The 20,230-nt window shown below is 44.6% G+C and carries 16 protein-coding genes and 1 riboswitch; of the genes, 2 read left to right on the top strand and 14 right to left on the bottom strand.

Features of this window, described 5'->3' with window-relative positions; all coding sequences use genetic code 11:
- Positions 1–67 precede the first annotated feature (67 nt).
- The 6 genes from thrS to metA form a co-directional block, all read right to left on the bottom strand.
- A complete protein-coding gene (gene thrS / locus MKY19_RS08265; protein WP_076300071.1) occupies positions 68–2,005 on the bottom strand; it encodes a threonine--tRNA ligase in 1,938 nt (645 codons plus the stop codon).
- A gap of 498 nt (positions 2,006–2,503) precedes the next feature.
- A complete protein-coding gene (locus MKY19_RS08260; protein ID WP_042186214.1) occupies positions 2,504–2,671 on the bottom strand; it encodes a toxin-antitoxin system HicB family antitoxin in 168 nt (55 codons plus the stop codon).
- A gap of 11 nt (positions 2,672–2,682) precedes the next feature.
- Positions 2,683–3,525: an SPFH domain-containing protein gene (locus tag MKY19_RS08255; RefSeq protein WP_042186213.1), complete on the bottom strand. Its 843-nt coding sequence runs from the start codon at positions 3,523–3,525 to the stop codon at positions 2,683–2,685.
- A gap of 206 nt (positions 3,526–3,731) precedes the next feature.
- Positions 3,732–4,868: a cyclic dehypoxanthinyl futalosine synthase gene (gene mqnC / locus MKY19_RS08250; protein ID WP_042125644.1), complete on the bottom strand. Its 1,137-nt coding sequence runs from the start codon at positions 4,866–4,868 to the stop codon at positions 3,732–3,734.
- Between the two features lie 268 nt (positions 4,869–5,136).
- Complete coding sequence (locus MKY19_RS08245; protein WP_076284218.1) at positions 5,137–6,309, bottom strand: aminotransferase class I/II-fold pyridoxal phosphate-dependent enzyme; 1,173 nt, start codon at positions 6,307–6,309, stop codon at positions 5,137–5,139.
- A 36-nt stretch (positions 6,310–6,345) separates the two neighbouring features.
- Positions 6,346–7,266 (bottom strand): homoserine O-succinyltransferase, encoded by a 921-nt coding sequence (metA, locus tag MKY19_RS08240; RefSeq protein ID WP_339269813.1) that lies wholly within the window; start codon positions 7,264–7,266, stop codon positions 6,346–6,348.
- A 113-nt stretch (positions 7,267–7,379) separates the two neighbouring features.
- Positions 7,380–7,510: riboswitch (SAM riboswitch) on the bottom strand.
- Positions 7,511–7,908: 398 nt separating this feature from the next.
- On the opposite strand from metA, the gene corA reads away from it, so the two are divergent.
- Positions 7,909–8,844, top strand: coding sequence for a magnesium/cobalt transporter CorA (corA, locus tag MKY19_RS08235; RefSeq protein ID WP_042125638.1), 936 nt, complete (start codon positions 7,909–7,911; stop codon positions 8,842–8,844).
- Between the two features lie 82 nt (positions 8,845–8,926).
- Here corA and MKY19_RS08230 read toward each other — a convergent pair whose 3' ends face one another.
- From MKY19_RS08230 to MKY19_RS08195, 8 genes are all read right to left on the bottom strand, one after another.
- The gene (locus MKY19_RS08230; protein WP_339271550.1) at positions 8,927–9,943 is read right to left on the bottom strand and encodes an HRDC domain-containing protein; all 1,017 of its coding nucleotides are present in this window, start codon (positions 9,941–9,943) and stop codon (positions 8,927–8,929) included.
- A 211-nt stretch (positions 9,944–10,154) separates the two neighbouring features.
- Complete coding sequence (locus MKY19_RS08225; RefSeq protein ID WP_339269811.1) at positions 10,155–11,036, bottom strand: ROK family protein; 882 nt, start codon at positions 11,034–11,036, stop codon at positions 10,155–10,157.
- Positions 11,037–11,300: 264 nt separating this feature from the next.
- Positions 11,301–12,227, bottom strand: coding sequence for a 5'-3' exonuclease H3TH domain-containing protein (locus MKY19_RS08220; RefSeq protein ID WP_042186207.1), 927 nt, complete (start codon positions 12,225–12,227; stop codon positions 11,301–11,303).
- Between the two features lie 210 nt (positions 12,228–12,437).
- Positions 12,438–13,820, bottom strand: a complete 1,383-nt coding sequence (locus MKY19_RS08215; protein ID WP_339269809.1) for a hypothetical protein — start codon at positions 13,818–13,820, stop codon at positions 12,438–12,440.
- 25 nt (positions 13,821–13,845) lie between these two features.
- Entirely contained in the window at positions 13,846–14,697 is an 852-nt protein-coding gene (locus MKY19_RS08210; RefSeq protein ID WP_339269807.1) for a carbohydrate ABC transporter permease, read from the bottom strand.
- Positions 14,675–15,733: a sugar ABC transporter permease gene (locus tag MKY19_RS08205; RefSeq protein WP_339269805.1), complete on the bottom strand. Its 1,059-nt coding sequence runs from the start codon at positions 15,731–15,733 to the stop codon at positions 14,675–14,677. Before MKY19_RS08205 ends, MKY19_RS08210 begins: the two co-directional genes overlap by 23 nt.
- 12 nt (positions 15,734–15,745) lie before the next feature.
- Positions 15,746–17,011 carry a sugar ABC transporter substrate-binding protein gene (locus tag MKY19_RS08200; protein WP_081951063.1) on the bottom strand — a complete coding sequence of 422 codons (1,266 nt, stop codon included), beginning with the start codon at positions 17,009–17,011 and terminating at the stop codon, positions 15,746–15,748.
- Between the two features lie 20 nt (positions 17,012–17,031).
- Positions 17,032–18,081, bottom strand: a complete 1,050-nt coding sequence (locus MKY19_RS08195; RefSeq protein ID WP_339269803.1) for a LacI family DNA-binding transcriptional regulator — start codon at positions 18,079–18,081, stop codon at positions 17,032–17,034.
- A 316-nt stretch (positions 18,082–18,397) separates the two neighbouring features.
- On the opposite strand from MKY19_RS08195, the gene MKY19_RS08190 reads away from it, so the two are divergent.
- Positions 18,398–20,182, top strand: coding sequence for a glycoside hydrolase family 36 protein (locus MKY19_RS08190; RefSeq protein WP_339269801.1), 1,785 nt, complete (start codon positions 18,398–18,400; stop codon positions 20,180–20,182).
- Positions 20,183–20,230 lie beyond the last annotated feature (48 nt).

The raw sequence follows: 20,230 nt of genomic DNA, 5'->3' as shown, positions 1-20,230 counted from the left end.
CGATCCTTACGGGCATATGACAGAGGTCGTTATTAGACGTAATTTTGGTGTTGATTATTACAAGTAATTAGGAGATTACACGGTCAGCAATTTCCTGAGCCAGCAGCTCAATAACTTCTTGAAGCGGCTTAGCTCCCATATCGCCTTCTCCACGCTTACGGATGGAAACTGTCTCGGCATTCATCTCATTCTCGCCAACTACGAACATGTATGGTAGCTTCTCCAGCTGAGCTTCACGGATCTTATAGCCAAGCTTCTCATTACGCAAATCTGCCTCAGCAGAGATACCACGGCGACGCAGCTTGTCTGTAACTTCCTTAGCATAATCGTCGAAGGCAGTCGAAACAGGAATAACTTTAACCTGCTGTGGAGACAGCCAAAGCGGCAGTGATCCTGCAAAGTTCTCTAACAAGAAAGCAACAAAGCGCTCCATAGTACCTAAAATACCGCGGTGTAGAACAACTGGACGGTGTTTCTGACCATCGTCACCGATATATTCCAATTCAAAGCGTTCAGGCAGCAAGAAGTCGATCTGTACAGTGGAGAGAGTTTCTTCTTTGCCTAGTACAGTCTTGATCTGCACATCCAGCTTAGGACCGTAGAAAGCAGCTTCGCCTTCTGCTTCGTAGAATGGCAGACCAGCTTCTTCTACAACTTCACGCAACATACGCTGTGCAGTTTCCCACATTTCGTCATTAGCGTAATATTTCTCAGTATCCTTAGGATCACGATAAGACAACCGGAAACGGTAGTCATTAATACCAAAGTCACTGTATACCTGTTTAATCAACTCGATTACACGAATGAACTCGCCTTTAATTTGATCCAGACGGCAGAAAATATGGGAGTCATTAAGAGTCATCGAACGCACACGGTGCAAGCCAGTCAATGCTCCTGACATTTCATAACGGTGCTGGATACCCAGTTCAGCAATACGGATCGGCAGATCACGATAGCTGTGCATGGAGCTCTTATAAATCATCATGTGATGCGGGCAGTTCATTGGGCGGAGAACAAATTCTTCATTATCAATAGTCATTTTAGGGAACATGTCCTCTTGATAGTGCTCCCAGTGTCCAGAAGTTTTATATAGTTCAACATTACCAAGAACCGGAGTATATACATGCTGGTATCCTAGACTTGCTTCCAGATCCACAATGTAACGCTCCAGAATACTGCGCAGTTTAGCACCCTTAGGCAGCCAGATCGGCAAGCCTTGGCCTACTAATTGATTAAATGTGAAGATTTCAAGCTCTTTACCCAGCTTACGGTGATCGCGTTTCTTGGCTTCTTCAAGCAGACGAAGATGCTCATCGAGCTGCGCTTTTTTAATCCAAGCTGTACCGTATACGCGTTGAAGCATTTTATTCTTGCTATCGCCGCGCCAGTAAGCACCAGCTACATTCATCAATTTAAAGACTTTGATCTTAGAAGTCGACGGTAAGTGTGGTCCACGGCACAAGTCGAAGAATTCGCCTTGTTCATAGATCGAAATCACACTATCTTCAGGCAATGCTTCAATTAGTTCAAGTTTGTAAGGATCGCCTAGCTCACCGAATATTTGGAGCGCTTCCTTACGGCTAACTTCCTTACGTACGATTGGAAGGTTCTCAGAGATAATGCGATCCATTTCCTTTTCAATCTTTAGCAGATCCTCAGGATTAAGCGGATGTTCCAAATCCATATCGTAGTAGAAGCCATCTTCGATAACAGGACCTACACCAAGCTTAACTTCCTTTGTTCCATATAAACGTCTTACAGCTTGCGCCATCAAGTGGGCAGTACTGTGACGCATAACTTCCAAGCCTTCAGGTGAATCCAAAGTTACGATTTCTATCAATGCGCCTTCCTCTAGCGGAGTGGACAGATCCACGACAATGCCATTCAATTTCCCTGCCACCGCATTCTTGCGAAGTCCACTACTAATAGAAGCCGCTACATCATCAATATTACTACCTTCTGCGTATTCCCGAACGGAGCCGTCCGGAAGTTTAATACTTACCATTTTAATTTCCTCCTTCATTTCCTTAAGCCAAACAACAATTTTAAATTTTTCGAAACGGAAATATCCACGCATACAAAAAACGCCCGTCCCGCAAAGGGACGAGCGATTGCACCCGTGGTTCCACCCAAATTCGATTCTCTCAATCTGCTCTTAAAGCAGAGTCGAGTCAGAATCCTTCGTAAGCATGGAATAACGACCATGAACCGGCGGTTCTTACTATCCCATTTCAGAGAATTCATAACCGCAGCTACAAAGGGGTAAATCGATAGTAGGATACCGGAGGAAATTACAGCCTATGTTCCCTCTCTCTGATACGGTCCAGAACAATCCATTCATATCTTTGTCAAAGCTGTTAACGTGAATTATGGAGTAATTATAAATCTGTCCTCTCTGACAGTCAAGTCTGTAGAGGGGGCAAAATTTTGTAAACCGCGGAAACAGTCACCTACACGGACAGTTCTGCAGCCAGGAAATAGCGCTAGAACTGTCCTTAACAGGTTACTCTTCTCGGCGTTTCCCAGGTAAGCGGCCTGCACGTTTCAAAGACTCACGCAGCAAGTATTCGATATGTCCGTTTACACTGCGAAATTCCTCTCCCGCCCAACGTTCCAACGCCTCATGCAGATCCGGATCGATCCGCAATGGAAAGCTTTTCTTGGCCGCCATGATGCACCGCCTTAATACAACGAGCCGGCGTTAATGACCGGACTCGCTCCGCGCTCCGACACGATCGCCACCATCAGATTATTAATCATGGCCGCTTTACGTTCTTCATCAAGCTCCACTACACCGCTCTCTTTAAGCTGTTTAATCGCCATATCGACCATGCCAACTGCACCTTCAACAATGATTTGACGAGCAGACAGAATGGCAGAAGCTTGCTGCCGCTGCAACATGGTGCTGGCGATTTCTGTTGAATAAGCTAAATGTGTAAGCCGGGCTTCAATGACTTCTACACCAGATAAGGACAAACGCTCTTGAAGCTCAGTCGCTAATTCTTTAGCAATTTCATCTGCATTGGCACGTAAGGACATCCCAGATTCATTGAAGTTATCATAAGGGTATTTGCTGGCTACATGACGCAGCGCCGTTTCACTCTGAATCTCTACGAAAGCCATGTATTTATCTACATCAAAGAGGGCTTTAGCGGAGTTAATCACCTTAAAGACGATAACTGCAGCAATTTCAATCGGATTACCTTCAACATCATTGACCTTGAGCTTCACACTGTTAAAGTTACGAACGCGTAGGGAAACCGTCTTACGTACGCTGAACGGAATAACTGCGAACAGTCCACTCGTTGCAATAGTCCCTACATATTTGCCGAAAAAGGTGACTACAACCGACTTATTAGGTTGTACAACCGTAATACTCGTACATAGTATTGCTGATACAACGAACAGAATGACCGGTACTGCAATATACTCCTGAACAGCACCATAGATTCCACCAGCCAAACAAACTGCAATTAATGCGATAACCCAAAATCCGCTGACAGGACGAAGCGTCTTCTCCTTCATAAAAAGCACCCCCATAAGATATTCTTTTGATATGATTATGATATCACTTTTGGATAATAATGTGTATACAAAAATGTAATAAAATAATGAATTTATGTTCACAGGTAAAATAAACCTTCGAAATCTTAACCATACAAAAAAACGCTTGCTGCTCAATCATCCACAAAACGGATTAACGAGCAACAAGCGCTGATTTAATTTATATATTAGTTCTGCATGATGAAATCATTATCAATCTTCGCATTAGCATCATCGAACACGCGCAGAATATCGTAGCGTGTATTCCGCTGTGCCGGGATTTTGCCTGCTTCGCGGATCAGCTGAGTAATCGATTCGATATTGACCTTGTAGGTCGCGCCCGCAGAAGATACTACATTTTCTTCAATCATTGTACTGCCGAAATCGTTGCAGCCATATTGAAGGGAAAGCTTGCCGACCTCTGGTCCCATTGTTACCCAAGAGGACTGGAAGTTCTTAATGTTGTCTAGAACAAGGCGACTAATGGCTACCGTCTTCAGATATTCTTCAGGCGTTTGTCTATCCAGCTTCAGGTTAGTATTGTCCGGTTGGAATGTCCAAGAGATAAAGGCCAAGAAACCCTCTGAATCATACTTGTTGGCAATACACTCGTCCTGAGCCTCACGCACACGAAGTAAGTGTAATGCCCGTTCTTCCATACTCTCACCAAGTCCAATGACCATCGTAGCTGTCGTATTCATACCGATCTTATGCGCTGTCTGCATTACGTCCATCCACTCGCGCCATGAGCCTTTAAGTCGGCTGATCTTGCGGCGTGTGCGATCATCGAGAATTTCCGCTCCCCCACCTGGTAGTGAATCCAAGCCAGCAGCATGGATTTCACGCACAACTTCCTCGAGCGATAATCCAGATACTTCTTTCATCTTCATAATCTCAGCAGGAGAGAAGGAATGCATTGTAATCTCAGGAAAACGTTGCTTAATTCCGCGAAGTATATCGGTATAATAGCTGAAAGGAAGATTTGGGTTCGTACCGCCTTGCATCAGTATTTCTGTACCATTTACAGCGATAGTCTCAGCGATTTTTTGGTAAATCGTCTCATCCGGCAATACATAACCCTCATCAGAGCCCGGTCTGCGATAAAATGCGCAGAAACGGCAGTAGACATCACATACATTCGTATAGTTAATATTACGACCAATTACAAACGTGGCCATCGGGTCTGGATGCCAGCGTTCCATTATGGTGTTTGCAGCTGCACCCATTTTCTCAATTTCGTTGCTCTCGAACAGCCGGATGGTATCTTCCAATTGGAGACGTTCACCCCGTAGGGCTTTGTCCAAAATAAGATCTATCGCACTCATCGTTCGCATCCTCCTTCTAAACCCTTAGGGGTATGGTAGAATCACAAAATTACAGGAAGAAAAAATGTTGTCTCTTTTTTCAAGGTGACAACCCTTTCTCATACAATTGAACAGTTCATTTCCTCATCGTATCACAATCTGAACAGCTTGAAAAATGCTTTTACATTCTTCGCAAATTCCTATCCAGAAGAAAAGCAGCATCGCACTAAGCGATACTGCTAGTTATACTCTATTTCTCCACTAACACTCGATTGAACATTTCTTCCTGTTACTTGGACTCAATTTCTGCCCTAGCGGCCTCTAGTGCTTGGCCAAGATCAGCAATCAAATCCTCTGCATGTTCAATACCGACGGAGAAGCGCAGCAAACGATCATCTACACCCACAGCATTTCGAATCTCCACAGGAATATCAGCATGTGTTTGTACAGCCGGATAAGTCATAAGTGACTCTACGCCGCCCAAGCTTTCTGCGAATGCAATAAGACGAATATGACGAAGAAGCGGCTCTACGTATCTGGCATCTTTTAATTTGAAAGAAAAAATACCGGTATTGCCTGAAGATTGACGATTCTGGATTTCATGTCCTGGATGATCAGGCAATCCTGGATGGAACACTTCCGCAATCGCTGGATGCTCTAATAAGTAGTGAGCGATCGCTAGTGCATTGCTTTCGTGACGCTCCATACGCAGCGCCAATGTCTTCAAGCCTCTCATCAACTGATAACTGTCTGTTGGTCCGAGCACGGCGCCAATAGAGTTATGTAGAATAGCTAATTCAGCTGATAATTCTACACCCTTGGATACAATCAGGCCTGCCAGTACATCATTATGACCACCCAAATACTTAGTAGCGCTATGAACTACAATATCCGCACCTAATTCTATAGGCCGTTGGAAGAATGGAGTCAGCAGCGTATTATCTACAATGCTAAGTAACCCATGGTGACGTGCCCAAGTGCATACGGCTTCAATATCCGTGATCATCATAAGTGGGTTCGTTGGCGTTTCAATAAATACAGCTTTCGTATTTGGACGACGCGAAGCTTCCAGTGCATCCAAATCATTCGTGTCTACATAAGAAGCAGTGATTCCAAACTTGGACATAATCCGTTCCAACAAACGATAGGTACCGCCGTAAAGATCCAGCGAAACGATCAGATGGTCGCCTTGAGCGAACAAGGTAAGCACCGTTTGTATCGCTGCCATCCCAGAGCTACAAGCAAATCCTGCATCTCCAGATTCCAGTTCCGCAGCTGCATTCTCAAGCACTGAACGGGTCGGACTTTTGGTGCGGCTATAATCAAACCCTGTGCTTTGACCGAGTTTTGGATGACGAAATGCCGTTGCATTATAAATTGGAAAATTAATTGCTCCTGTGGCAGGATCTTCTTGAGAACCTATTTGAGCCAGTCTACTTTCAATCCTAAGTTTGTCATCCATGATTAATGCCTCCTAATTTATATTGTAGCGCTATTATCAATAAACAATCGGGTCGATATCATAAGGCGTTTCTTGATATACATAGTAATTGAGCCAGTTAGAGAATAATAAATTGGCATGCGCACGCCACACTGCTGGAGGTGTACGTTCTGGATCATCTTTAGGGAAGTAATGTTTCGGCAAAGCCATCTCCATCCCTCTAGACACATCACGGTCATATTCCCATTTCAAGGATAGAGGATCATATTCGGAATGTCCGGTCACAAATATTTGTTTACCGTCGTTTGTAGCCACTAGATACATACCAGCTTCTTCGGATTCAGCCAGAATCTGCAGATCTGGGTTATTCTCAATATCTTCACGGGAGACATCGGTATGACGAGAGTGTGGTACATGGAATACCTCGTCAAAGCCGCGCAACAGTTTAATGTTATTTTGATTAATCGTATGAGAGAAGACGCCAAAACATTTCTCAGGCAATGCCACTTTACGAACACCAAAATGATGATATAAGCCTGCCTGTGCCGCCCAACAAATATGCATGGTTGAAGTCACATTGTCCTTGCTCCATTCAAAAATCTCTTTCAGTTCTTCCCAATACGATACTTCCTCGAACTCCATTTGTTCTACAGGAGCACCTGTAACGATTAAACCATCCAAACGGCGGTGGCTGATCTCGTCAAAGGTTTTGTAAAAGCTCTTCAAATGTTCAGCAGAAGTATTCTTGGAAATATGGGAACGCGGATGCAATAAAGTAACATCAACTTGTAGTGGCGAATTTCCAATTAAACGCAGCAATTGAGTCTCTGTCGTCTCTTTAGTCGGCATGAGGTTCAGAATAGCAATCCGTAGTGGACGGATATCCTGATGGAAAGCCTGACTTTCGTCCATCACAAAAATATTTTCTCCGGATAGTACTTCTTTCGCCGGTAAACTGTCGGGAATTTTAATTGGCATTGTCTTTCCACTCCTTAGCTGAATTTAGTTATTTTGCCGCACTGCGGCTTGCTGAACATAAAAAGACCTTCCTCGGAAATCGAGAAAGGTCATATCTACAGTCATATGTGCCTCTCTCATCTGCCAGAATGTTCCTGAAGACGATTAGACGTCTGCAGAAATTCCGCAAGAATTAGCACCGTGCGTTTACACGCCGGTTGCCGGGTTTCATAGGGCTAGTCCCTCCACCTGCTCTTGATAAGATTTAGCTGTATTCAATTAAATTACTTTAAAATTCACTTTAAATCATGAACCTCCTTTTCGTCAAGTCCATACAATGCTGAAGAAGCCTCAAAATCACAATAAATTTGCTTGAAAGAGGCATACTCCGTTGTTATACTAGACAAGTATTTCATACCTGAACGAAAAGAAGAGGTGAGAAGAAGGATGGAAGGCGACCCGAGCTCGCAAATATGTGTACAGAATGAGCAACCACACAGGATAATCATCAGCTTGCCGGCGGCGGGAGCAGTTCTTCTTCATGCCCTCGAAACGTCATTTGGCCCTATGTATTGATTGTACCGCCGGCCAAGCTGATTTTTTTCTCTGTGCTTAATTTAGCAGTCCCTAGTGAAGACCTGGGGATAGGAGGAGTGAAATCAGATGAAAATCCGGCTGGTAAATGCAGGGGTTTTTACACCTATTGATGAAATTGATGAAACACTAACACCCCCAACGGAAGGGTTCTATTGGATTGACGCCGATGTTGAGGATTTGGAGCTGCTTCAGCCCTTGTTCAACCTACATGATCTTGCTGTTGAGGATTGCCTTAGCGAAGAGGATCAGCGTCCAAAGATCGAAATATACGAAAGTCACTACTTTATAGTTGTAAATAGCATCCGCTTTGACGATGAAGAAATTTTTCTACGGGCGCTCAATGTATTCCTTGGAAGACATTACATCATCACTGTCACGAAACAAAAGATCAATGAACTACGAATCCTGAAGCCTATGCTCTGGGAGCAAGAAGTAAGTGAACCGGATATGTTCCTTTACTTGCTAATTGACCTTGTCGTTGATAACTATTTCTCCGTCGGCGACCGAATTGAAGCTCGGATTGAGAAGCTGGAAGAAGATATCCTCATGCATACCAAGAAGTCACATCTCAGTGAAATTATCGGTCTGCGAAGTGAAATTCTATGGTTGAAGAAAATGCTGGGGCCACAAAAAGAAGTGATCAATACCCTAAATAAAAAAGACCTCCGTCTGATCGATGATCAGCTGCAGAAATATTTTAGCGACATTTATGAAAATGCGGTTAAAATATCTGAAACCTTTGAGACGTATCGCGATCTCATGGGCAACTTACGAGAGGCATACCAATCCAGTATCGCCAACCGCGCGAATGAAATTATGAGAGTATTTACTGCGATTACAACAATATTCATGCCCCTGACCGTAATTACCGGAATCTACGGTATGAACTTTGATCATATGCCCGAGCTTCATACGAAATATGGCTATTATGGCGTTATAGGCGTTATGTTGACTTTAGGCTGTGGGATGCTCTATGTTTTCCGCAAGAAGGAATGGCTATGAAACGAACCGGACGAATAAGCAAGACGAAGGCCCTGTAACCGTAAGGTATAAGGAAGCCTTCGTCTTTTTGGTATGCGCAAATTTAAAAGCTGGTCGCCATGCCCACTTTATGCGTCTGCTCTCGACGGAAACGGATGCGTATCAATCGCAGACGCTCATAATAAATATCCAATCCTTCAGCAGCGGAAAAATCGTCACCATACACCTTATGTAACACCGGTTTTAGGAAAAGATCCCCGAGCTCCACATAGGCATTCCATATCGCATCCTGCTCATTCTGCGGCATATTGCCAAGCTCTACATGGATCAGCTTCTCGACGGAATAACCTTCTCTTTCTAGCTCCTCTACCGCTTCAATCAGTTCACGCCGGTTCACTCCACTATTCACCTTAAGCTGTTCCAAGCCCAACCCATTCTCGATCCCCTGTAGCAAAATCCTCCGCAAGCGCAGTCGTTCTAGCTGCTTCTTATATTTGACTTCTTTCTGTTTATAAAGCCAAGAGACGAAAGACTCCTCTTCAATTACTTCATGCACCCAATTTAGAGGGAAGGAATGCTCCCTTGCCACCGCAGTAGTTATAGCCAGCCAATCAGCCCCAAACTGCGCTATCTTGCCTTCTCCAACACCCGGAATTTGCATCAGTTCCTCTGGCGTATGCGGTAGAAATGTACTTAACAAGCGCAACAGACGATTACTGGCGAGAATATAGGGCGCCTTCCGTTCACTCGAAGCCTTACCACGGCGCCAAGCACATAACTCTTCATAAATGGCTTCATTCCCATAATGTTCGCTGTAATATTGAAGCTTCAGCTGCTCCTGATTACGCCCAGTAAGACTATCCTCCTCGTGGAATATCCCATCGATTAAGGGTCGATAGCCATCTCCCATCTTCACTGCTAGCTCATGCCTGTATACACAGAGCATCTCATTCCATGAACCACCTTCATACCACAAATTCTCAATGTAATTCTCCCCACCTGAAAAATCACGCCAGCCCAAACTCCAGATCCCCTCTTCCTCTCCAATCCACAGCTGGGCGTACACCTCTTGATCCACTCCAGATATTCTGGATAAACGGTTCATAAACACAATTTGCATATTCATCCCTACCTTTCTCAACATTACAGCAAGCACAATAACCTTCCGGGAAGAGCCTCCTTCGGAGCGAACAAATCCTTTCTCAATCCGACCCCGAACGCAAAAAAGCACCTCTCTCACGATAAACGCGAAAGAGGTGCTCCCTCATTAAATGCTATACTGTTAGATCCTAGAATACCATATATTACCGAACAGTCAATGTCTTTTTATACTAGCTTCTAGCTAGAGCTAATGTAGCCAATCCAATCGCTCCAGCAAGCCCTGCATTGTCTCCAAGACCTGGTGAGACAACATAATTATCGATGTCAATATTAAGCGATGGATGCTGAACATATCCGCTCAATAACTCTTGCAGCTTAGTTCGAATTAACGGGAACAGGTGGCTTTGCTTCATAACACCACCGCCCATTACGATTTTTTGAGGAGACAGAATCAGCACATAGTTCATGAGTGCATGTGCAAGATAGTGGGCTTCCATTTCCCAAGCCGGATGGTCCACTGATAGCTCTCCTGCCGGTTGTCCCCAGCGTTTGCCGATCCCCGGACCTGCGGCTAATCCTTCAAGACAATCGCCATGATAAGGACAGTAACCCTCAAACGTATCCTCTGGATGTCTACGAACTAGAATATGTCCCATCTCAGGATGTGACAATCCATGGACCATCTGGCCGCCAACAACCGCTCCTGCTCCAATGCCTGTCCCAACCGTAATATAAAGACAGCTGTCCAGACCTTTAGCCGCTCCCCATTTACTTTCCGCAAGCGCTGCACCATTCACATCCGTGTCAAAGCCGATCGGAACGTTAAATTGCTCAGCCATTGTGCCTACCAGATTATATTGTCCCCAGTGAGGTTTTGGTGTCGTTGTTATGTAACCATAAGTAGGGCTGTCCAGTACGGGATCAATCGGTCCAAAAGATCCGATTCCGAATGCTTCTACATTCTTCTCTTTAAAATAGTCTATTACTAGTCCCATCGTTTCTTCCGGTGTTGTTGTCGGAAAGCTAACTCGGTCAACAATGGTACCATCCTCATAACCAATCCCACATACAAACTTTGTTCCGCCTGCTTCAATCGCTCCCAATAGCTTCACAGCAATTCTCTCCCTTTCTCTAGTTAGAAGTTGAAACGCTACCCATACACAAATGAATAATATCATAAAAAAAGCAATCACCAGCCCTAATTATACGTCGAATGAAGCGCTATCACAACAAGTATAAACGCCTTTTGCGTCCTTATAAGGACGCAAAAGGCGTTTAAGAGAGAAAGATAAGGATAATGTATAGTGTGAAACTTATACGTTCTTATAGTTTAACAAAACACCCTCCATGCATCTTTGCATGAAGGGTGTCTGATCTTAACCCAAATCGCCTAACTCAATCTGTACAATTCCTCGTTCGTCCTGCACCTCAGCAATCAAATGCATCAAGCTGCCGAACTCTAGCTCCTGAAATTTGCGCGCAGCTGTTTCCCGCTGTAGTTGCCACAAGGCTTCCGTCAGCTCGCAGACCACTGGTACATCGCAACGGATTTCCGCTAGCTCTCGCGATAAATGCAGCATATCCAGATCTGCTTCGATTTTGGTACGAACACCTTTAGGGAGCAGATGCAGATTCTCAATTACACCTTCAACTGTTCCGTATTCGGTCAGCAGTTTCAGCGCAGTTTTCTCACCAATCCCTTTTACGCCGGGATAATTATCACTGGTATCGCCCATAAAGCCTTTCAGGTCAATCACCTGTCTAGGCGTTAGACCCTTTTCCTCCAGCAATTCTGCAAGGTCATACACTTTATAGTTAGAGCGTCCCTTTTTCATAATGACGACCTTAACATTCTCATCAATGAGCTGAAGCATATCATGGTCACCCGTCAAAATATATACCTCAGAGTTTTCACTGTAACAAGAAGCCAGCGTACCAATGCAATCATCCGCTTCATAGCCTGCAAGTCCTATATTCGGCACCCCAAGCTCAGCTACTACATCTTTTACTAGATCGAACTGTGGAATCAGCTCTAACGGGGCTTCAATCCGATTCGATTTGTATCCATCGTATTTCTCGGTGCGGAACGTTCCTTTGCCCATATCCCAGCAGCATACGACGTGAGAAGGCTCAAATGTGCTTACCGCATCGAAAAAATACTGCAAAAAACCATACACCGCATTCGTCGGCAATCCAGCTTTTGTCTTGCGAATATATCCTCCATAAGAGGTCGCATAAAAGGCCCGGAACAGCAGAGCCATTCCATCTACAAGCATTACACGGCCCGTTGTTTCTGCTCTCATGTATAAACCTCTCCCTTAATCGTTCATTGTATTATTATTAAGCGCTTGTCCATGTTATTGCACAAAGAGTATTCTATCAGAAAATACATGATCTGATAAGGGATCATATAGTTACACATATGGGAGCTTATTCTTATCCTTTGAAATTAACATAAAAGACCACGCTCTCAAAATGAGAAGCATGGCCTTTTGTTATTTAGCTAGATACGATTATTGCACAGCGGACACATGGTGTGTCTCACCTTCAGCTACTTCAAGTGTAATAAAGCTAATTAGTCCTCTACCATCAGTTAATTCCTGCTTTGCTGTGATGGCAGTGCCGTTATGGTATAACTTACTAACATTTCCAGGGAAGGCCGCTCTCCAGACAAAAGGCTCTCCAGATTGTAACGTAACTACACTTTCTGTGTTGCCATTATGTTTAACCGTGAGAGTACGGTCGAGAATTGGGATCTCCCCCATCTCCGCCCATTTCAGAGAATTTGCAAGGGCAGGCAGTGTGCTGATTAAAGATGCTCCATTCGCCGCAATTCCCATCAATCCGGTAGCTATGGAACCAATCACGCAATAAGACACTTCTGGGTAATCCCGGCGATCCAGAGTAGGGTCAACCAGCTCCTTCAACTCGTTGAAGGCCTCCTCTTTCTCTCCATACCGATAGAAAATATCCGGCAGATAGGTTTTCCCCTCAACATTGGCTACACGATTGACTTTGACATCCTCCAGCGCCATACGCAGTTTTTCCTGATTGCTGATCGAACCGTAATAGAGTGGAAGAAAGTTGCCCTCAGCATGATAGTCCGTTACGAAGGACCGGTCTTGCAGCATCGCACCGTAGAAACGATCTTTTGCTTCATTCCACCAGTCTTTCTCGTAAAGCTGTTCCAGTTCTTTCGCCTTGTCGGCATACTGCTTCGCTTCTCCAGCTTGGCCTCTAAGACTAGCGAGATGAGCAAACGCTCGGTATCCAGAAATCTGTGCACCGATCATATCACCGCCGAGTAGCGGATGAAGTCCAGCTTCATTGAAAGTCGCTAAACCTCTGCGGCCATACTCCGGATAATACTCCAATAGACCATCGCCATCTTTATCCCAAGTCTTCGTATATTCATTTAATGTTAATTCGAAGAACACCAGCAGCTTGCTATCGTTTAAATAATAGTTATCGCCCGTCCATTGGTATTGTCGCCAGCTTGTGTCGATAATATCGAAGTTTGCAGGGAGATTGTACCAGAAGTCCTGGTCATTATCATAATCAACTGGGGCAGGCACATTGTCCTTAGTGATCTCCCAGTATGTACACCAGTCCCGCGATTCCGAAATGTTCTCAGCAAAACGCATGATCATATTCTTAGTATGAAGTCGAAGCCCCAGTACAGCAGCTCCATTGCTATGATGCATAACATCACGAATGCAAAACGCTTCACGTTCAGGCAATGCTGCCTCATACCATAGCCCAACGGCATCTTCACCAAAATGGGCATATGCTAGTGCCTGCTGTTTGGCCCAGACAAAACCTTCGTTCAACTCTTTGTCAGAGGATTGGAAAGTTACTGCACCTGCTTTAGACTTTATTTCATTCAGATGAGTCATCTCAAAGTCACTCCTGTTATTCTGTTTAGCTTTCCTTAGAACCCGAGAAGGTCAGACCCTCCATAAATGCCTTTTGCGATGTAAAGAACAATAGTATACATGGCAGAGTTATTACGACTGCTGCAGCCATCAACAAATTGGTATCTGTGGCATAGGTGCCTTGAAATCCAGCGAGTCCAAGCGTGAGCGTCTTCCATTTATCACTGTTAATATAAATCAGCGGCCCCATGAAGTTGTTCCAGGATCCCATGAAGACCATGACGCCAACAGCCATCAAAGCCGGTTTGGACAGCGGGAGGAAGATCGTCCGCCAAATTTTAAAGTAACCGCATCCGTCGATGATTGCCGCTTCCTCAAGCCCAACAGGCAACCGAGAATAAAACTGGCGCAATAAGAAAATATAGAATGCTGAGCCAAAGAAAGCCGGAACGATCAATGGATAAAGTGTATCGAGCATGCCCAGCTTTTTGAACAAAATGAACTGTGGGATCATCGTTACTTCGCCGGGTAGCAGCATGGTTGAGAGGACGAGTACGAATAGGAATCCGCTTCCTCTAACCTTTAACCGAGCAAACGCGTAGCCGACAAGCGAACAGGACAGCACCGTACCTATAATGGGCAGAACGGTTGTAATCAAGGTATTAAGCAAATATTGCGGGAATGGAAAGGCGGTGAGTGCCTTGGCATAGTTGGCCCAACGCCAGTGCTCCGGCCAAATACTCATCCCCGAAACTGCAAGCTCCTCTAGACTTCGCAATGAGGCAGAGACCATCCAAACAAATGGATACAGGAACGCAACGCTCCCGATTAGCAGCAGAAGATAGGCCAGCCAGTGCCACTTTTTCTTAGCAGAATTACGCTCTTTTTTGACGGACACGACGCTTCCTCCCTCCGGTTTGCTCTGTTTCGTAGTACACCCATAAAGCACTGCTGCGGAATACAATCGCGGTGAACACTAGGATAATTACAAAGAGTACCCAGGCCAGCGCAGAACCGTAGCCCATTTTGAACCACATAAAGGCATTTTGATATAGGTAATAAGCATAGAAAAGCAATGAATTATCTGGCCCTCCGTTGATCATGAAACCTTGGGTAAACGTCTGGAAGGCGCCTATCATACTTGTGACTGTATTGAAGAAAAGGATAGGCGAGATCTGAGGCAGAGTAACATGCCATATTTTTCTCGCGGCAGTGGCACCATCGATTTCGGCCGCTTCATATAAACTTTGCGGAATGTCTGACAAGCCGGCCAGATAAATGATCATATTACCGCCAACGGTCCAAAGGCTCATAATAATTACCGCAGGCATCGACCAATCCGGACTGGAGAACCAACCAGGACCTTCAATGCCAACCAAACGCAGCAGCGAGTTCACGAGACCGACATTCGGATTAAAGATCCAGATGAACAGTACCATTTGTGCAACACCCTGCACCAGGGTAGGGAGATAATAGATCGTACGGAAAATATAAATACCGCGAAGCTTCAGATTCATCAGGATTGCAATAGCAAACGACAAAATGACCTGCAGCGGAACACTTACCAATGTGTAATAAAAAGTAACGGACAACGATTTATAGAAAAGTGTGTCTTTGAACAGCATCCGGTAATTGTCCAGCCCCGTCCACTGCGGATCACTGACCACTTCCCATTTATTGAAGCTGATATAGAACGAGAAGATCATCGGGCCTACCGTAAACAATAGAAAACCGATAATCCAGACCGAAACGAACATATAAAAGCTAGCCGTTTTGGTATGCATAATCTTCTTCTTCACCAGCATTCTCATCAATACAAAAATAACAATGAAGACCAGCGCAATCACGGTCAGAAAAGGGAGAAGCGGCAGTAATTCTGCCGGCATCCCCATTCCTTCATAGAAATTGTAAATCCCTTCTATTATTCCATTCATAGTATTCTCCCGTTAGTTTTGTTGTAGGATCTTATTAATCTTCTCTGCTACCTGCGGGAATACTTCCTTAACATCCTTTTGACCAATTCCGATCGGGGTCGTATCGTCGATAGCTTTCATCTCGTTACCGATCTCATTCGTACGCTTCTGAGCTTCCTGTGCATGCTGCTTCTCCGCAGCAAGAACGAAGGCATTCAGATTCTTATCCGGATAAATGGCTTCAAATGCACTAGTAGCACTGCTCAGAACAGGAATTCCATAGGCATTTTTGTTGCCGCCAATAATTTTTTGAGTTTCTTCATTCTGTGTCAGGTGATTAATGAAAATCTTAGCCGCTTCCGCGTTCTTGCTGTCTTTGCTAAGTGCCAGACCGTTGACTTCCTTAGAACCGCCACCTCCAGGGAACGGTACTAGATCCCATTTAAAGCTTTCTACTTCAGCCATCTGCGGTAGGTACCAAGGACCAAAGTCGGTGAACATACCGATTCTGCCGCCAAGATACCAGTTCATCATGTTCTGACCTTGTTTTTCTGTATCATTCGGTACAATACCCTCTTGCTTGGAAGCAACCATATACTCAGCGGCTTTAATGGCTTCAGGCTCACCCAATGCTGATTGGGTCAGATCATCACTATAGAATTGCCCACCGAACGAATAGATCCAGTTGCCCAGGTATAGCGGTTCAGAACCAAAAACCTTGGTAGCTCCCTCACCAGATGTTAGCTTCTTGGCGATATCATTGAACTCATCAGTCGTCATTGGCTCCGTTTTGCTCGGAAGCGGAATGTCATTCTTCTCAAAAAGGTCCACATTAATTGCCATAACCTTAGGCTTAATAATGAAAGGCGCCGCGTAGGCTTTGCCATCTACACTCATGGAATCAAGCAGTGTAGGTGAGCTGAAGACGGATCCATCCACTTCTAATTCTTGGAAAGCGTTTGCAAAACCAGGTAAATCCCCTCCGGAGATCAGCATCACATCCGGTGCAGTCCCCCCGGCAATCATCGTCTGTAATTTCGTCAGATAATCCTTTTGAATCCATTGACTTTCTACTTGAATATCTGGATAAGTCTTCTTAAAGTTATCTATCGCTTGCTTAATGGCGTCAGCCTCTGACTGGGCCCCCCAATAAGCAAACGTAATTTTCCCTTTAGGAGTCCCACTGTTACCGCCAGAGTTTGAGGAGCTTTGGGCTGTGTTTCCTCCGTTACCGGAGCAAGCGGATAACGCAATTACAACAAGCAGAGATAAAACAATCAAAGACCATTTTTTCATCATGTTGTCCCCCTTTTGAATGTTTAACTACCTTCAGATGAATGGGTTTCTGCACCGCAGCTGCTTCTGATGATCAGTTTAGATGGAAGTACAATCTTTAACGGCACTTCTCTACCACCGATACGTTCCAGCAGCATCTTTACCGCGCTCTGACCCATCTGTTCTGTATAGATTTTCACCGTCGTTAACGGCGGATTGGCATAGGCGGCCATTTCAATATCATCGATACCGACGAGGGCTACATCTTTGGGAACCTTTAAGCCCGCTTCCTTCAGCGCCCTTCCGGCTGCGATAGCCATCGGGTCCGAACCGATCAAAAAGGCCTCCGGCAAGTTTTGCTTCTCAATCGCATCCTTCATGAGCTGATATCCAGTGGACATAGAAAAGTTATTGCCGATGTGGACATGTTCAGGCATGTACAAATTCTTTTGCTTCATATAAGCTTCAAAGCTACTTTGCCGCTGATCCAATGAATCTGTACCGGAATTGGAGCCAAAACGATTAATGAAATCACGCGAGCTGATTAGACCGATCCTCGTATATCCAAGTCCAAGAAGATGATCTAATGCTGTTCGAGTTACTTTATCGAAGTCGTTAACAACGGAATCAAAGCGATTCTCATCCGGTGAGTAGTCCACAAAGACGACATTCTGTATCCGACTAAAAAATAAATTATAAGGATCAAACTCGAATTTCCCAATCACAATAAGTCCATCTAAACCTGACAGGCTTTCATAGGATTCATGGTTTACCCAGCGGATAGTACGAGTAATATGCAGACCAAGCTGATTGAACTCTTTTTCGATTTGCAGTCTGATGGACAAATAATAGGGGTCCTCTGATTCAAATTGCTCCGAACAAAAGGTTACCAACCCAATTTTATAATCTTTCAGATGTGCCGCATGAGTTACTGGACGTCGCTGACTCCCTTTATATTGCAGTTGTTCCGCAGCGGACAGAATCTTTCTCCTTGTTTCCTCCAATACCGATAATGAAGGATCTCCGTTCAACACCCGGGAAACAGTAGATGCAGATACCCCTGCCAGACTTGCGATATCACGAATAGTTGCCAAAACTAATCACCTTTTCACTTCATATTTGGGAAACACCCCTCACAATCATTTTATAGTTTAGCCAATCATTTGCCAATCTAAATTATGTTTGTTTACTAAACATCAGCGAACTTATGCGTGGTTCTAATATAACAGGGATTATTTTGTTTGACAATACTTATATTTAATCGCTTTCATCATTTATTTTCGCTATTAATGAAGCTTTTATCAGATAATAATTTATATTATATATTCTTGTTTACTATATGTTTCGTAAATATTATACTCATAACGAATGGTAAACAGTAAATATCTATTTTTTGAACTAGGAGGCATTATGAAAACTTTAATCAACAACGACTGTCCCCATGTAACTCTTATTAGCGACAACCCTTTCTTTGAGAGCACTACCACTGTTGAGACCATCGAGGAGAATCTTTTTCTGATTCATATCCGGTTAACAGCCTTGCAAAAAGATTATCCACCCGTGTGCCGTATAGAGTGGTCTATCCCCGCAGTTGACATCCATTCCCTGTGGCATCCGGGAACGGACCGAAATAAAGCTTTTCAGGTAGATTGGGGCGATGGCTTCCAATCCAAAAGTACTTCCCTCGCGCCAGTGGCTTCCCTGTTCAACTTAAGCGGACAGAACCGCATGACCTTTGCTTTTAGTGATGCCTTGAACAATGTGTCCATTAAAGCCGGTATCCATGAAGAGGACTCCAGTTTCCTATGCTCTGTAACCCTGTTCGAAGAAGCCCTACCGAAGATGGACCATTATGAAGCTACACTTCGGATCGACCATAGAAATATTCCATACCATAAGGCGTTGGAGGATGTAACATTATGGTGGGAGACCTTACCCGGCTATAAACCGGCCGCAGTCCCTGATGCAGCCTTACGTCCTATGTACTCTACCTGGTATTCCTTCCACCAAGCGTTGAGCGCCGCCGAATTAGAGGAGCAATGTAGACTTGCTAAGGAACTCGGCTGTGACAGCATTATCGTCGATGACGGCTGGCAAACAGACGACAACAATCGGGGTTACGCTTTTACTGGCGACTGGGAGGTTTATGATGGTAAGATTCCAGACATGAAATCGCATGTCGAAGCTGTTCATCGACTTGACATGAAATACATGCTTTGGTATTCCGTTCCGTTTGTAGGCAAATGCAGCAAGGTATGGGGTCAATTTGAGAATAAGCTGCTTCGCGTAGATGAAAAACTAAACGCCGGCGTGCTTGATCCTCGTTACCCAGATGTACGGGAGTATTTGATCCACACCTACGAACAGGCCGTTACAGGCTGGGATATCGACGGACTAAAGTTGGATTTCGTGGACAGCTTCAGACTCAGTCCAGATCAGAAGGAAGGAACTGCAGAGGGTAGGGATTACGAATCGGTGCCGGAAGCAGTTGACCGCTTGCTCTCCGATGTTATGGATCGATTAAAAGCCATCAAACCTGATATTCTGATTGAATTCCGCCAGACCTATATAGGCCCTCTGATGCGAAAATACGGCAACATGTTCCGAGCGAACGACTGCCCTAATGATTCTATTCAGAACAGAGTCCGTACACTTGACCTGCGTCTTCTGTCAGGAAATACAGCTGTTCATTCCGATATGATCATGTTTAACCCGAATGAACCTTTAGAGAGTGCGGCCATGCAATTGATCAACGTGATCTTCTCTGTTCCGCAAATCTCCCTGCGTCTTAATGACATCGGGGAGGATTATTTAGCTATGCTGCGTTTCTGGCTAGCTTTCAGCAGGGAGCATAGCGATGTTCTGCTCAGAGGAGCGTTATACCCACAGCAACCGGAGTTACTATATCCTTTAGTGACTGCACGAAAAGACGACATACAAATTATCGCTATCTATGCCGATGCTGTTGTTCCTATAGATCAGGATGCTTCCCATTTATTCATTGTGAACGGAACCTATAGCGAAAAGCTAGTCATCCGAAGCTCTCTTTCCCCAGCGTACTACAAGATACAGGTTAAAGATTGTTGCGGACAACTCATCAGCTTACAAACCCAGCAAATCAACAAAGGATTACTTGAAGTGTCAGTTCCTAAGGCGGGGATAATTAGCTTTACCCGAGTACCTAGCTCCCTGTAATTCCATCTAGAATTCTTGTTTTTTCAAATAGAGTATAACAAAAAGGGA

It is taken from the genome of Paenibacillus sp. FSL R5-0744 (genome assembly GCF_037972555.1).
GTDB lineage: Bacteria > Bacillota > Bacilli > Paenibacillales > Paenibacillaceae > Paenibacillus_AQ.
The sequence above is the reverse complement of the archived record's forward strand: the minus strand, read 5'-3'. Positions and strand labels throughout refer to the sequence as shown.

What these genes read in the sequence shown, in the direction of transcription:
- thrS (WP_076300071.1), bottom strand. Translation starts at nt 2,005, where the DNA reads ATGGTAAGTATTAAACTTCCGGACGGCTCCGTTCGGGAATACGCAGAA.
- MKY19_RS08260 (WP_042186214.1), bottom strand. Translation starts at nt 2,671, where the DNA reads ATGGCGGCCAAGAAAAGCTTTCCATTGCGGATCGATCCGGATCTGCAT.
- MKY19_RS08255 (WP_042186213.1), bottom strand. Translation starts at nt 3,525, where the DNA reads ATGAAGGAGAAGACGCTTCGTCCTGTCAGCGGATTTTGGGTTATCGCA.
- mqnC (WP_042125644.1), bottom strand. Translation starts at nt 4,868, where the DNA reads ATGAGTGCGATAGATCTTATTTTGGACAAAGCCCTACGGGGTGAACGT.
- MKY19_RS08245 (WP_076284218.1), bottom strand. Translation starts at nt 6,309, where the DNA reads ATGGATGACAAACTTAGGATTGAAAGTAGACTGGCTCAAATAGGTTCT.
- metA (WP_339269813.1), bottom strand. Translation starts at nt 7,266, where the DNA reads ATGCCAATTAAAATTCCCGACAGTTTACCGGCGAAAGAAGTACTATCC.
- corA (WP_042125638.1), top strand. Translation starts at nt 7,909, where the DNA reads ATGAAAATCCGGCTGGTAAATGCAGGGGTTTTTACACCTATTGATGAA.
- MKY19_RS08230 (WP_339271550.1), bottom strand. Translation starts at nt 9,943, where the DNA reads ATGCAAATTGTGTTTATGAACCGTTTATCCAGAATATCTGGAGTGGAT.
- MKY19_RS08220 (WP_042186207.1), bottom strand. Translation starts at nt 12,227, where the DNA reads ATGAGAGCAGAAACAACGGGCCGTGTAATGCTTGTAGATGGAATGGCT.
- MKY19_RS08215 (WP_339269809.1), bottom strand. Translation starts at nt 13,820, where the DNA reads ATGACTCATCTGAATGAAATAAAGTCTAAAGCAGGTGCAGTAACTTTC.
- MKY19_RS08205 (WP_339269805.1), bottom strand. Translation starts at nt 15,733, where the DNA reads ATGAATGGAATAATAGAAGGGATTTACAATTTCTATGAAGGAATGGGG.
- MKY19_RS08200 (WP_081951063.1), bottom strand. Translation starts at nt 17,011, where the DNA reads ATGATGAAAAAATGGTCTTTGATTGTTTTATCTCTGCTTGTTGTAATT.
- MKY19_RS08190 (WP_339269801.1), top strand. Translation starts at nt 18,398, where the DNA reads ATGAAAACTTTAATCAACAACGACTGTCCCCATGTAACTCTTATTAGC.